The 12,792-nt window shown below is 71.1% G+C and carries 13 protein-coding genes; 7 read left to right on the top strand and 6 right to left on the bottom strand.

Annotated features, from left to right (window positions below):
• Window positions 1-11: 11 nt before the first annotated feature.
• The 6 genes from ICC28_RS36830 to ICC28_RS36805 form a co-directional block, all read right to left on the bottom strand.
• Window positions 12-2,180: a hypothetical protein gene (locus tag ICC28_RS36830; protein WP_188293202.1), complete on the bottom strand. Its 2,169-nt coding sequence runs from the start codon at window positions 2,178-2,180 to the stop codon at window positions 12-14.
• A gap of 336 nt (window positions 2,181-2,516) precedes the next feature.
• Window positions 2,517-2,741 carry a hypothetical protein gene (locus tag ICC28_RS36825; protein WP_223190484.1) on the bottom strand — a complete coding sequence of 75 codons (225 nt, stop codon included), beginning with the start codon at window positions 2,739-2,741 and terminating at the stop codon, window positions 2,517-2,519.
• Between the two features lie 3 nt (window positions 2,742-2,744).
• The gene (locus ICC28_RS36820; protein ID WP_188293201.1) at window positions 2,745-3,302 is read right to left on the bottom strand and encodes a hypothetical protein; all 558 of its coding nucleotides are present in this window, start codon (window positions 3,300-3,302) and stop codon (window positions 2,745-2,747) included.
• Between the two features lie 84 nt (window positions 3,303-3,386).
• Complete coding sequence (locus tag ICC28_RS41385) at window positions 3,387-5,204, bottom strand: hypothetical protein (protein ID WP_188293200.1); 1,818 nt, start codon at window positions 5,202-5,204, stop codon at window positions 3,387-3,389.
• 59 nt (window positions 5,205-5,263) lie between these two features.
• Window positions 5,264-5,683: a hypothetical protein gene (locus tag ICC28_RS36810; protein ID WP_188293199.1), complete on the bottom strand. Its 420-nt coding sequence runs from the start codon at window positions 5,681-5,683 to the stop codon at window positions 5,264-5,266.
• 112 nt (window positions 5,684-5,795) lie between these two features.
• Window positions 5,796-6,182, bottom strand: coding sequence for a hypothetical protein (locus ICC28_RS36805; RefSeq protein WP_188293198.1), 387 nt, complete (start codon window positions 6,180-6,182; stop codon window positions 5,796-5,798).
• A gap of 491 nt (window positions 6,183-6,673) precedes the next feature.
• Here ICC28_RS36805 and ICC28_RS36800 point away from each other — a divergent pair, with 491 nt between their 5' ends.
• From ICC28_RS36800 to ICC28_RS36775, 7 genes are all read left to right on the top strand, one after another.
• Window positions 6,674-7,474, top strand: a complete 801-nt coding sequence (locus ICC28_RS36800) for a GntR family transcriptional regulator (RefSeq protein WP_188293197.1) — start codon at window positions 6,674-6,676, stop codon at window positions 7,472-7,474.
• Window positions 7,471-8,058: a GNAT family N-acetyltransferase gene (locus ICC28_RS36795; protein ID WP_188293196.1), complete on the top strand. Its 588-nt coding sequence runs from the start codon at window positions 7,471-7,473 to the stop codon at window positions 8,056-8,058. The genes ICC28_RS36800 and ICC28_RS36795 overlap by 4 nt, the downstream gene beginning before the upstream one ends.
• A 584-nt stretch (window positions 8,059-8,642) precedes the next feature.
• Entirely contained in the window at window positions 8,643-9,935 is a 1,293-nt protein-coding gene (locus ICC28_RS41195; protein WP_262928527.1) for a hypothetical protein, read from the top strand.
• An 86-nt stretch (window positions 9,936-10,021) separates the two neighbouring features.
• Window positions 10,022-11,419: a replicative DNA helicase gene (gene dnaB, locus ICC28_RS36790; RefSeq protein ID WP_223190476.1), complete on the top strand. Its 1,398-nt coding sequence runs from the start codon at window positions 10,022-10,024 to the stop codon at window positions 11,417-11,419.
• A 23-nt stretch (window positions 11,420-11,442) separates the two neighbouring features.
• The gene (locus ICC28_RS36785) at window positions 11,443-11,904 is read left to right on the top strand and encodes a hypothetical protein (RefSeq protein WP_188293194.1); all 462 of its coding nucleotides are present in this window, start codon (window positions 11,443-11,445) and stop codon (window positions 11,902-11,904) included.
• On the top strand, window positions 11,901-12,191 hold the full coding sequence (locus tag ICC28_RS36780; protein ID WP_188293193.1) for a hypothetical protein: 291 nt from the start codon (window positions 11,901-11,903) through the stop codon (window positions 12,189-12,191). The genes ICC28_RS36785 and ICC28_RS36780 overlap by 4 nt, the downstream gene beginning before the upstream one ends.
• Window positions 12,184-12,480 carry a hypothetical protein gene (locus ICC28_RS36775; RefSeq protein WP_188293192.1) on the top strand — a complete coding sequence of 99 codons (297 nt, stop codon included), beginning with the start codon at window positions 12,184-12,186 and terminating at the stop codon, window positions 12,478-12,480. The genes ICC28_RS36780 and ICC28_RS36775 overlap by 8 nt, the downstream gene beginning before the upstream one ends.
• Window positions 12,481-12,792 lie beyond the last annotated feature (312 nt).

Raw genomic sequence — 12,792 nt, 5'->3', positions numbered from 1 at the left:
GGGGTGACCTCCTAGTTCTCGTTGTGCACGCGGGCGGACGGGGTGCGAAGGCCCGCGTCCGCGGTCGCCTGGGTGAGCGGCCGGTACGCGTCGTCCAGCTCGGTCTTCGCGACCTCGCAGGTCTCGGCCGCGTGGAGCGACTTGATGGACATCTCCTCGGCCTTGCGGGAGAGGACCTCCATCGACTCGGCGAGCTTGCGCATCGCCCAGGCCGTGATGGTGCCGATAATGTTGTGCTTGGCAGCCAGTCGAGCGGCCACCTCATCCAGCGCGTACATCAGCTCCTTGGCCTTCGCGGCGAGCTGGAGGCATTCGTCGTGCGCGGCGAAGGCCTCCGAGACCACCTCGTCCAGGAACTCGGTGACGTCATCAAGCGTCACCTCCGTCGCATGCTCGGGGTTCATGCTGCCGTCCATCGCGGTCGTGACGGCTCCGGTCTGCACGGCGGGCGAGTTACCCACGGGCGCCTCCTTCGGGGTGTTCATGGTGGGGCTGCCGGTTCCGGCGGGGAGGCCGCGGGCCCCAGTGGTCAGGGGCTCGCGCGAGGAGGCCTGGTAGCCGGGCGGGAAGACCTGTTCCGCCGCCCACACCTCCTGTTGCTGCGGGTCGGTGTCCCGCATGGAGTCGTAGGCACTGCGGCGTTCCTCGCGCGGCGGCGGGGTGTAGAACTCCCAGCCGCTCCCGGAGGAGTCGCCGCCGCCCTCCGCCCTGGCCCGGGCCCGTTCGCTCGCGCGGCGGGCCCGCTCCTTGCGGCTGGCCTTGCGCCGGTCGGCGGGGCCGGTGCCCGAGGCGGAGCCGCGCCTCTTCTTCTTCGACTTCGGCTTCACCCGGACCTTCTTCTTCCTGCTGGGCCCGGAGGCCTTCGCGCCGCCGCCCGGCTTGGGCTTCTTGGTCAGGTCGACCTTCGGCCCGGCGCCCGTCGCGGAACCGCCGGCGGGCTTGGGCTTCTTCGTGAGGTCGACCTTCGGCGTGGCCCCCGGCTTCGGCTTCTTGGTCAGGTCGACCTTCGGCCCGGCCGGTGTGGACCCGCCGCCCTTGCCTCCCTTCTTCTTCGACTTCTTGCGCTTGACCGTGGTCAGCATCGGCGGGGAGAGGTTCTTGCGGCGCTTCTTCAACCGGCGCCGCGCAGTCTTCGCGACGGCCTGCCCGAGGGTCGTACGGTCCGCGTCGGCGGCGGCCGCCGTCTCCTTCTTCTTCCGGCGGGCCTTGGCCCGGGCCTTGCGCGCCTTCTGCTTGGCCTCGAACCGGTCCTGGCGGACCTGCTCCCGGCGGGCCTGCTTCGCATCGGCCCGGGCGGTGCGGACCCTGTCCTTGGTGTCCTGCCGGGCGTCCGCCGCGCGGGTCTTGCGGTCGCGGGCGGCGTCCCGGTCCTTGGCCCGGTTCTCTCGCCGGGCCGCCTGCCGATCCGCGCGCCGCTGGTTCCTACCGTCCTGCCGGGCGGCGGCCCGTTCCTGGCGGCCGCTGGCTCGCACCAGCGCCGGGCTGGACTTCTTCGAGCTGGGGGACTTACCGCCCGAGGGCGACTTGATCCCCGACCCCGAGCCGCCGTTCTTCGCGGACCCCGGCGACTTCGAGCCGCCCTTGCCCTTAGTGCCGAGCGAGCCGAGTCCGTTCGACGTCTTCGGCGAGGTCTTCTTGCCGCCCGGCGTCAGCCCGCTGCCGGAGCCGCCCTTGCCACCGCGGCCGGGTCCGGTCCCCCCGGCGCCCTTGCCGCCGGGCCCGCTGCCCTTGCCGCCGCCGCCCATCAGGGAGCCGCGGCCGCCGCCGAGGGCCTTGCGGCCGTAGTCCTGGCTGGAGGGGATGGACTTGCTGCGCTGCTGCGCCGCCTTGTCGCCGATGGTCTGCATGGCGAGGGCGTGCTTGGCGGCGGCCTCCTCGCCCGCGAGCCGGTGCTTGAGGCGGGCCTCGCGCAGCGGGGCCAGCTCCTCCGCTCGCTCCTGGCGCCGCTCGCGCCAGTCCGTCAGCGCGGTCGCGGTGCCGCGCAGCGCGGCGAGCGCGATGGCCAGGGTCGCCGCGAGACCGAGGGCGGCGACGCCGGGGCCGTCAGCCTCACCGTCGCCGTCGTCGTCCCGACGGGCGGGCGCCGTCCCCTCCGAGCGGAGAGCGACGGTGCCCGCCGTGCCGGTCGCCCCGGGCGCCGGCGGGAGTGTCGGAGTCAGGTCGGCCAGGGAGTCAGCCACCGACCGGCGCCGCCGGGCGGGGACCACCATCCCGTCGTCGCCGCCCGTCTCCGGCCCGGAGGCCGGGGGAGGGGGTTCGGCGGGCGGGGCCGGGGGCGCCGGGGGAGGGGCGCCCGGGATCGGGGGGAGCCCCGGCGGGGCCCCTCCCCGAGATCGGAAAGAGACGACGTTGCCGTTCCGGTTGTCGTCCCGAGGGTCATCAGCCACGTGCTCTCCAGGGTTGACAGAGGGTGACCGGATAGGAGATCCTCGCGCGCCCGCGCGCCCGCGCGCCCGCGCGCCCGCCTTGGCCCCCAAAACCGGTCCGCCCCCGGGTGATGATGATGGTGATGACGCTTACGCGCCGTGACTGCCGTCGTGACGGCCGGTCCAGTTCTCCAGCGTCCGCGCGAGGTCATTCCACAATTCCGGATTGGCCTTGCAGATCGCGCGAGCCCGGTCCCACCAGGCGTCGGCCAGACCCGCTTCGCCTCGCTCGGCGACCTGCCGGGCCTGCCGCTCCTTCCAGTGGGCGGAGCGGCGGGCCCGGCGGACCTCGGAGATCGAGGGCACCTGCTGCACTGATCAGGCTCCCTTGCGGTCGAACAGGTCGTTGACGCCCCGGACCGTACGGCCCCCGGACGCCTTACCGGCGCTCTGACCTGTGGTTTCTCCGTCCTCCTCGGTGTCGCTGTCGGGCCGGGCGGTCATCGCGGCGACCGTCTTGTTCAGCGACTTCGTGGCGAAGGCGTTCACCTGGCCGCGTCGGTCGGCTTTCGCCTTAGCCTTGGCCGCCCGCTGACCGGGCAGCGCGGCGACGGTGCGGACGTGGTCGGCGTACGCGGTACGCAGGCCCTCCGAGGCCTGCGCCGCGTCCCGCGAGGCCTTGACCAGGCGGTCCAGGTGCTTCTCGACCTTCCTGGCCCGGCGCCGGGCCGACCACCTGCCGTCTCCCTCCACGACCTGGGAGCGCAGGACGGCCTGGAACATCGCCCGGGCCGCCTCGTAGTCGCCGTGGTCGGCGTTGTGCTCGCGCTGCCGGTCCAGCGTCCAGGTGGTCAGGTGCTCCAAGTTGAGCAGGGGCCGGAACTCCGCCGGCACCCGGTTCAGGACCTCGTTGTTCATGTGCTCGATCTCGGGCACGGGGGATCTCCTCTCGGGGGAAGGGGCCCGCCGACTCTCGGGGGCAGTGGCGGGCCCGGCCCGCGACGTACGGCGCCGCGCGGGTCAGCGAGCGGCGAGGTGCTTCTCTCGGTCCGCGGGGCTCAGGAGCCCCGCCTCGTCCAGCAGTCGTACGGCCCGGTCGCGGTTGCAGCCGACGGCCGTACGGGCGGCGTTGACGGTGACGAACCCGTCGGCCCCGGGGGGCAAGTCGTTCAGGATCTGAATCGCCTCGGCGTCCGTACGGGAAGCCGCCGTACGGCCGCCCGTACGGGGGGCGGGCGTACGGCCGCCCGTACGGGGGGCGGGCGTACGGGTCGTACGGGGCTTTGCCGTACGGGCCGCCGTACGGTCCGTACGGGGTGCGTCCGTACGGTCGTCCGTACGGACTGTACGGGCGGGGTCCGTACGGCCCGGGTTCGGGTCGGCCGTACGGTGCGGCTCGCCCCGTCCGGCGGACGGGGCGTCCGCGTCCGCCTCGGGCTCAGCGGGCACCGCCGTCTTCTCCTCGTGGTCGTTCTCCAGGAGGCGGTGAACCCGCCAGACGATGGCGACGACGACGAGGACCGCGACGACGATGAGCCCGATGCTCGGGTGCTGCTTGCCGTCGACCACCGTCACGCCCGTGCCCGTCATGTCGGCCACGTGGTACGTGATGTTGGTGGCGGCCATCAGCCCGAGTGCGTACGGCACGTCCTTCCGCATGCGGAACGCCGTGACCGCGTAGACATCCAGGCCCACCGGCATTGCCCACCCCAGGTCTCCGAACGGGGTGCTGCCCAGTCCGACCATCCGGGCGAAGGCCCACTCACCGGAAGCGGTCAGGGCGATCACGGCCGCGAGCGCGATCCAGATGCTGCCCTGCTTGATGACCTCCCCCCGGTCCCGGGTCCTCTTGAGGCTGGCCGCGCGCTTCTCGGCAATGCGGCGGGCCTCGCGGGCGGCGTCCAGTTCACGGTTGGCTTCCGCGAGCTTGGCGTCCGCCTCCCTGCGCACCGCGCCCGCGGCCGTCCGGGCTTCCTTCTCCGCCTCCCGGCGCAGCTCCTCGAACTCGGCTGCGAGCCGAGCCCGCTGCGCCTGCCGCTCCCGCTCGTGCTGCTCGCCGAGCTGACGGAACTCGATCTCGATCTCCGCTCGGGCGGCATCCACCTGCGCCCGGTACGCGGTGAGTTCGGCGTCGATCTCCGCGCGGCGGGCGCTCAGTTCCTCGTCCAGGTCGAGCCGGGCTGACCGGCGGGTCAGGTCCAGCTCCGAGTCGAGGGCGGCCCGCGCCGTCCGGATCTCCACCGCCTGGTCCTGCGCCTCACCGACGATGCGGGCGGCGTCCTCCAGGGCCTTGCGGTAGGCGGCCTCCGCCGAGGTGCGGCGCAGCTCCACCAGGGCGTTCGCCCGGTCCTCCGCCTCGGCGAGCACGACGCTCACCTGCTTCTCGGCGGCGGCGAGCAGGCTCTTGGCCTGCTCCTCGGCGTCCGCCATGACCTCCTCGGTCTCGACGGCCGCCTCGGCCCGGGCCCGGTCGAGGATCGCCTCCGCGTCGCTGCGGGCATCGGCGCGGATCGTGTCCGCGTCGCCCTCAGCTCGGCGCAGCCGCTCCCCGACCTCTTCGGCGGCTTCCACCAGGACGCGCTTGGCGTCGGCGGCCGCCGCCCGGCGGATCTGGTCCACCTCGCTCTTGGCGGCCTGGATCAGCGCCGCCGCTTCCTGAGCCCCGGTCCACCGGGCGCCGTCGATCACGTCGGCGGCGCGGTCACGGAGATCCGCGTCCAGGGCCTCGCCGTCTTCTCGCGCCTCCGGCTTCGGCGGCGGGGCCGCCGCCTTGGCCGGGCGGCGCGGCGTCGTCGTCTTCCGGGCGTTGGCGTTGCGGGCTGGCTTTCGGGCCCCCACACCGACCTCCTCTCATGCAGGTGGCCGCCTCCCGGCGGCCACCTCGGTGTTTCGGTCCGTCAGCCCCGCACGCGGCGGGCGGCGATCCGGCCAGCGGAGTTGGCCGCGGTCGAGACCCACTCGACGGCGCTACTTGCGCGCTCGACCAGCGCGTGGTCACCGGCCCGCTTGCACGCGGACTCGATGGGAGAACAGCGGTCGTCCACCCAGTCCATGACCTTCTCCAGCCACTCCGGGATGCGGTTCTGCACCTCCCACAGCAGCTCGCCGAGGACGTAGAACGGCATGGTCGCGCCGGTCCACATCAGCAGCGTCAGCCGCAGGCGGAGCCGAGCCAGCGGGCCGGGAGTGTTCACGATGACGAGCAGGTCCAGCAGGTGCTCGAAGTCGTCGGCGGACCAACCGTCCATCGGTCCGTGCTGGTCGTGGAAGCGCCGAACGGCCGTCTTCTTCGGCCGGGTGGACAGGTTGATCGTCACCGTCGTCCTCCGATCCTGGTCATGGTCTGGCCGTGGCGCTGCAAGTCGGCCTGCGCCTGCTGTCGGGCTTCCTCCGCCTTGCGGGCCGCCTCGGCGGCCTCGGACGCGGCGCTCACAGCAGGTGGGAGGGGTCGGCGTCGGCAGTGCCGGTCAGCACGGCCAGCTCCTCGGGGGTCACCCACTCCTGCGGGATCAGCACCCGCAGGGTGACGTTGCCCTCGCACATCGAGCCGGTGACGACGAGCTTCCCGTCCGGGAGCGAGCCGGGGCGGGCGTCGTCGATCTCCTCCAGCAGCGCCGGCAGGACCTTCACCGCGTCTGCGGTGACGGTGATCGTGGCGACGATGCGCGAGGGCGCCACCTCAAAGGCGATGCGCACGCCGAGTCGGGCGAGCTTCTGGATCGACTGGAAGAGTGGGAAGACCTCGATAGCCGTCTCCCGGACCTCCTGGGCGATCCCGGTGGCGGACAGGGGCACGTTGGCGGGCATGATGGTCATGCGGATCGGTTCCTTTGCTGGTAGATCCGTGGACCCCCGGCACACATGGCGCTGCAACGCCGTGCCGGGGGTCGCGCCGTACGGGGGACGGCGCGGTAGGCGAGCGGGGACTCGAACCCCTGTCTCCGGAGAGCCCGAACCAGTCGGGCACGCCCCTCATGACCTGTGCCTTAAATTCCGCCGGGCGCCCCTCCCTGGGGAGGAGGCCCGGCGGAATTCGGCCCAATTACTCATCTTTGGCACGCTGTTGAGTTCTCAAGCAACGGACGCTCCCGCACCGGCCTTCCGTCATTCGACGTTGGTTCCGAACCGCTATGCGGCGTAGCAGTGCGCATCATCCATGCATCACAGATCATCCGGCCCGATTACATTGACCAGACAATGCGTTGCGAGGATGACTCTGACACCCCCCGGGCGCCACGTCAAGCACATCAACCAGTCCGCACACATTGACTGGACAATGCGCGGCGCAGGGCTGTACACATGACGGCATGAAGCCCACGCCCGTCTACCAACAGATCGCTGATGATCTCCGCCGCCAGATTTCCGACGGCACGTTCCCGCCCGGCTCCCAGATGCCCACCGAGGCTGAACTCCTTGAGAAGTACGGTGAGCTGCACGGAGTCCGCTCCCGGCAGACCATCCGGCAAGGCTTGGGCGTGCTCGTGCACGAAGGCCTGATCGAGGCTCGCCGCCCGAAGGGCTACTTCGTCATCCAGCGCAAGCGGCTCGTCTACCGCCCCCAGGCGGAGCTGAGGCAGAAGCCGCCCGAGGTCGACATCTTCACGAACCTGGTCCAAGAGGAGGACGGTCGAACGCCGTCACAGGACATCGAGGTCTCGATCGTGGACCCGTCTCCCGTGATCCGCGAGCGTCTGGGCCTTGAGCCGGGCGAGCTGGCTGCGGCCCGCCGGCGAGTGCGCAAGCTCGATGACGTCCCGTACAACCTCAACGACTCATACGTGCGTCTTTCGCTCGTTCAGGGGACCGACTTCATGCACCCCGGCGACGTTGCGCGCGGTACGAACGCAGTGCTGGGTGAGCTGGGGCACGAGCTGGTCTACGGCTTCCACGAGTTCTACCTCCGGATGCCCATGCCTGACGAGGTGCAGCGCCTTCAGCTCGGTGCGGGCGTCCCTGTCGCCGAGCACCTGTCGACCACCTTCGACAGCGAGGGCAACGCGGTTCAGGTCACCGTGAACCTCATCCCCGGCGACCGGCACGTGATCGTGTTCGAGACCCATCGCGGGGCTGAAGCGAACGCGCCTCGCATCCCGTGGGGGAACCCGTGATCATCGCTCCTGCCGAGGAGGCCGACCTTCCCCGGCTGATCAAGTTCCGCACCGACGCGTCTGCGTGGTTGCAGAACCTCGGCACCGACCAGTGGGCCAAGCCTTTCCCGGCTGACCACATTCTTGGCTCAATCCGCCGCGGCGAGGTCTTCATGATCCGCGAGAAGCCTCATGCTGACGCTGCGGCCACGATCACCCTGGACCGTGACGCTGACACCCGCCTGTGGACTCCGGAAGAGATCGCAGAGCCTGCCCTGTACGTGCACAAGCTCGCCGTGGACCGTGCTTACGCCGGCACGGGACTCGGCAGCGCGCTCCTGGACTGGGCCGGTGAACAGGCTGTCCAGCAGGGGGTCAAGTGGCTCCGGCTGGACGCTTGGAGCACGAACCGGCGGCTCCAGGCCTACTACCTCGAACACGGCTTCACCCACGTCCGGACCGCCGACGATCCGGAAGTGGTCTCGGGCTGGGCAGCGCAACGACCGGCCGAGTTCCGGTCCGGTCTCGGTGCGACACACCGGCTGATGTCCCCTTCGGTGCCATCGCCGAACGGGAGAGGGCATGATGGCACCGCATCCGAGTAACCGCATGCGCGCGGTGAAGCCCACGGAAATTGAGGCTCCTGACATGATGTGCACCCCGGCCGCATCGCCCTTCGCCCCCACGTCGCAGGCGGCGGTCCGTCCGCTGCCGCCCCGCTCCGACTCGCGGAAAACGCGTTCACCAGAGGGCAGGGGGCGAGGCAAGACCGATGGATGTCACGTACACATGCGCCGTCGCGTCGCCGGTTCATCCGCCAGCGCAGCCGCCCGCCCGGCCGGACCCGCGCCCTGATACGCCGATGGCCGCCCTGCCTGCCAGCAGAACGGCCATCTAGATCGACTCCCAGCCTCCACAGCTTGAGTCGTTAGGTCGGCGATGACGCCGGGGCCCGAGCCCTGCCACAGGCCCGAGGTCACCACTCCCAGGATAGAACGAGTAGCGCCCAGCACGCAGCAGCGTGTCCCAGCTCAACGTCTCTTTTCTGTCACTTGCCGGTCTGCGACTCCCCAAACCTCCAGGGGAGACCCCAGACGATGTTCGAGATCCACCCGACGACACGCAGCGTCGCGGAGCCGACCCTTACGGTCGCGTTCGCTGCGGACTCAGCCACCGAGGCGGTGGCACCGTGAAGCGCCCGCAGAAGGCCCTGGCCGCCGCCGCTCAGCCGGACGGCGAGGAGCTGTTCGAGTTCTCCGGCACCATCACCGACTACTGGTCGTACACGCAGGTCCGCGACTACCTGATGCTGATGCCGGGGATGACGCACACCGCGTACCGGCTCTACAGCCTGCTGCGGTCGATGATCGCCGAAGCCTCCCGCCAGTCGTGGAACGGCATGCGGCGCATGACGATCGACCAGCTCTGCTGGCTGCTGCCCGGCCCGAAGGACAAGCCCACCAGCGTCTCGACCATGTACGAGGTCTTGGGGACGCTGGAGGAACTCAACCTCGTCGTGCCCAAGGACACGCTGGAGCTGGAGGGCATCAGCCAGCTCAAGGGCAAGGCGCGGGCCGCCAAGGGCATCTCCCGCGGCTTCATCGTCAACGACCTGCCCCCCGACGCCGCCTACACCGGGTGGCGCAACGCGTGGGACAAGCTCGACGCCTACCGGCCGGACTGGCGGGAGAACCCGCCGGCGCCGCCCACCCACCTCACCGACATCGAGACCACGCCGAACGGTCAGATCCGGGCCCGGGTGCGGCTGGTCGACGCCAACGGCGAGCCGTTCCAGAAAACTGGAACGCCGCAGGTCGGAGCCCCTGAGACCCCTTCGTTCCAGAAATCTGGAACGCCCTTCCAGAAAACTGGAACGCCAGCCCAGATTTCTGGAACGGATCTTCCCCTGACCAGCGAAAACGATCGCCCTCTAAGAAGCTCTCTCAAAGAAGCCTCTCTCTCTGGTGACCCAGGTGCCCCAACGGACCCCACCGTCACGGCCGAGGCCCGGACGGGACGAGGAGAGGAGACTTTGGCTTCGCCGGAGAACGACACCGCCCCCTCGGCTGCCGCCGAGGAGCCGGACACCCACGACGACGTGCGGGTGGCGGAGGCCTGGATCGCCTCCCGCCAGAAGCACGGCCACGGTGTCCCGGCCCGCAGTCGGATGGCGATGGTCCGCGACGCGGCCGCGCTGCTCGCCGAGGGCATCGACGTTGAGCACCTGGTCGCCGCGGCCGCCGACATGGGCAGCCGGGCCAACTGGTACTCGCTGGAGCGCCACCTGGAGAAGTTCGTCCCGCCGAAGACCGCGGTGCCCGGCCAGCGCCCGGCCCTGCCCGACTGGTGCGGCAAGTGCAACGACGGCATCGAGCCCCGCCAGCCGGGCCAGCGGATGCGCGAGGCCGACGACGGCCGCCTGGTCCGGTGCGAGTGCCACCCGAGCCACCCCAGCAACGCCAAGAAGTCGGTGCTGGCCTAGACCCTCCGCAGCACAACGGCGGCAGGGGAGCCCGTGGAAAGGCCCCTGCCGCCGCTCGAATCATCCAGTTCAGAAGGGATTCACCGATGAGCGTACCCACTCAGCACGACGGCATGGAGGACGGCGGCGGCTCGCTGTTCGATGAGGGGCCGGAGACCGTCCCCTTCGAGCGTGTCCCGCCGAACGACCTGGAGGGCGAACAGTGCGTGCTCGGCGGCATGCTGCTGTCGAAGGACGCGATCGGCGAGGTCAACGAGGCCGGGGTCACCAACGAGGCGTACTACCGCCCGGCCCACGGCGTCATCCATGACGCGATCATGGACATGTACGGCAAGGGACAGCCCGCCGACCCGATCACGGTCGCGGCGTACCTGACGAAGTCCGGCGACATCGAGCGGATCGGCGGTGCGTCCTACCTGCACACCCTGGTGCAGGCGGTGCCGACGGCGGCGAACGCGGCGTACTACGCGGAGATCGTGGTCGAGCGATTCAAGCTGCGGCGCCTGATCGAGGCGGGCACCCGCATCGTGCAGATGGGCTACGCCGCCGAGGGCGAGGTCTCCGACATCGTCAACGCCGCCCAGGCCGAGATGCAGGCGGCGGCCCAGCTCGGCGCCGGTGGCGGACTGGAGCGGGTCTCGGACCTGGACGACATGCTGGAGGAGTACCTCGTCAGCATGGACGCGCCGCCGCCCGAGCGTCTACCGCTGCCGTACGCCGACCTCCAGGCCATGCTGCCGATGGAGCCCGGCGACCTGGTCGTCATCGCGGCCCGCCCGGCGATCGGCAAGTCCGTGGTGCTGCTCGACATCGCCCGGCACGTGGCGATCAAGCACCGGATGCAGGTGCTGATGTCGTCCATGGAGATGAGCCGCCCGCAGCTCATGGAGCGGATCATCGCCGCCGAGGCCCGCGTCCCGCTCAACCGTGTCAAGGACCGGCACTACGAGAACGACGACCGCCAGCGCATCCACGATGCGGCCCTGACCATCGGAGGGGCGCCGCTGGTCGTGGACGACGGACCGGCCGCCACCACGGTGCAGCTCCGCTCGCGGCTGCGCTGGCTCCAGGCGCAGGGCAGGCTCCCGCGCGTCCTGGTGGTGGACTACCTCCAGATCATGAAGGCCTCCGGCAAGCGCGGGCAGAACCGCACGGGCGAGGTGGACGAGATCTCGCGGGGCTTGAAGGAGCTGGCCGGCGAGTTCGGGATCATCGTGATCACGGCGGCCCAGCTCAACCGGGAGGTCGAGAAGCGCGAAGACAAGAAGCCGATGATGGCCGACCTGCGCGAGTCCGGCTCGATCGAGGCCGACGCCAACGCCGTGATCCTGCTGCACCGCCCCGATGCGTACGACAAGGAGCACGAGCGGGCGGGGGAGATGGACTTGATCATCGGCAAGAACAGGCAGGGGCCGACGGATACCGTCACCGTCGCCTTCCAGGGCCACTACGCCCGCGCCCGCGACCTCGGTACGGGCTTCTGACCTGCGGAAAAGGGGAATCCGACATGATCGCCACCGACGTACGGAACAGGTTCGTCACCTCGTCCCGGCCTCAGCGTATCGCTAATCGCTGGAACGCGGCATACCCCGCGATGGGGACCATCCTGGACACCGTCATCCAGGCCCAGCGCGCCGCCCAGCAGCCCACGGTCGATGTCGCCCGCCTGGAGCGGGTCCGGCGCGAGCTGGGGCAGCAGGACCGGGGTACCTTCAAGGCCTGCACCCGCAGCCCGGGCGGGTTCAGCATCATCGACGCGTTCAGCCAGGTCCGCGAGGTCGTCAACGTGACGTCGATCGACCACGCGGACGCCGGCGCAATCCTGCGGCTGTGCGCCGAACTGGCCGACGCGGTCGCCGAGACGGCGGTTGCCCACCGGGCGGAGCGGCCCGCGGTTCCCGTGCAGTCGGTCGACGGCGGCCGCCCGGAGCGGGCAGACTCGGAGCAGACCGAAGGGGGCACGCGATGACCGCACAGCCGATCCACCCGCACGAGCCGGAGCGGGTGCCGCGCAACGCCGAGGGCATCGCGGCCGCGCTGGACGGCGCGCGCCGCATGGAGTTCTACCGCGAGCTGCTGGCCGCCGCGCCCGAGGAGGCGGAGGGCGTCCTGCGTCACTGGTGGTGCGAGGCGATGCTCGACACCGACCCGGCCGGGGACCGGCTGACCGTGGCCGCGCTGGACGGGACGCTGCCCACGACCGCGGTCGGCGAGCTGATCGAGCGCCGCCGCGCGGCGGGCCTGCCCGTTGAGTGAGCCGTACGGCGAGGAGCCGGCGGGCCTGCCCTGCGTGCTGTCGGAGGAGGTCACCGAACTCCTCATGGACAAGAGCCTGTCCGGCGCGGTGTTCGGCGCGATCGTGGCCGCCACGGTCGTGATCAACGAGACGCGCGGCGAGGTCCAGGGCAGCACCGCGTCGGCGAAGTGGCCGCAGCAGCGGCGCATGCCGCTCGGCGCGGACGGCTCGCTCGGCATCGCCGAGTACGTCATCGCCGCCGACGCCGATCCGCCGCACATCGTCCTCACCCGCGTGCAGCTCTACTGACCCGACCAGCCCGACCCGGGCCCGGCGAGACACCCGTCCGCCGGGCCCTTCGGCGTTCACGGCGGCGACGCCGGCGGGGGCGGTGCTCGAGGAACGCCGCTCCGCGCCGTGCCTCGTGCACGGCGGTCGTCCGGCCCCTGGGCCGCCTCACCTCTTAAGAGGTGAGTTCGTGGCGGGGCTGACGGAGTGGGTGCGGGTTCAGGCATGCGGGGGCTCCGCCCCCGCACCCCCGGGCCCTCCACAGAGGGGAGGGGGCGCCGCTTTTGATCTTGCGGCCCGTGGGTGGTGCTGGGGTGGGTGGGGTCGGGGGGG

Source organism: Streptomyces sp. TRM68416 (assembly GCF_014596915.1).
Classification (GTDB): domain Bacteria; phylum Actinomycetota; class Actinomycetes; order Streptomycetales; family Streptomycetaceae; genus Streptomyces.
This window is presented reverse-complemented; position numbering and strand designations above follow the sequence as displayed.

Bases quoted from the DNA above. Each gene is read 5' to 3' on its own strand.
- ICC28_RS36805 (WP_188293198.1), bottom strand. From the start codon at position 6,182: ATGACCATCATGCCCGCCAACGTGCCCCTGTCCGCCACCGGGATCGCC.
- ICC28_RS36800 (WP_188293197.1), top strand. From the start codon at position 6,674: ATGAAGCCCACGCCCGTCTACCAACAGATCGCTGATGATCTCCGCCGC.
- dnaB (WP_223190476.1), top strand. From the start codon at position 10,022: ATGAGCGTACCCACTCAGCACGACGGCATGGAGGACGGCGGCGGCTCG.
- ICC28_RS36785 (WP_188293194.1), top strand. From the start codon at position 11,443: ATGATCGCCACCGACGTACGGAACAGGTTCGTCACCTCGTCCCGGCCT.
- ICC28_RS36780 (WP_188293193.1), top strand. From the start codon at position 11,901: ATGACCGCACAGCCGATCCACCCGCACGAGCCGGAGCGGGTGCCGCGC.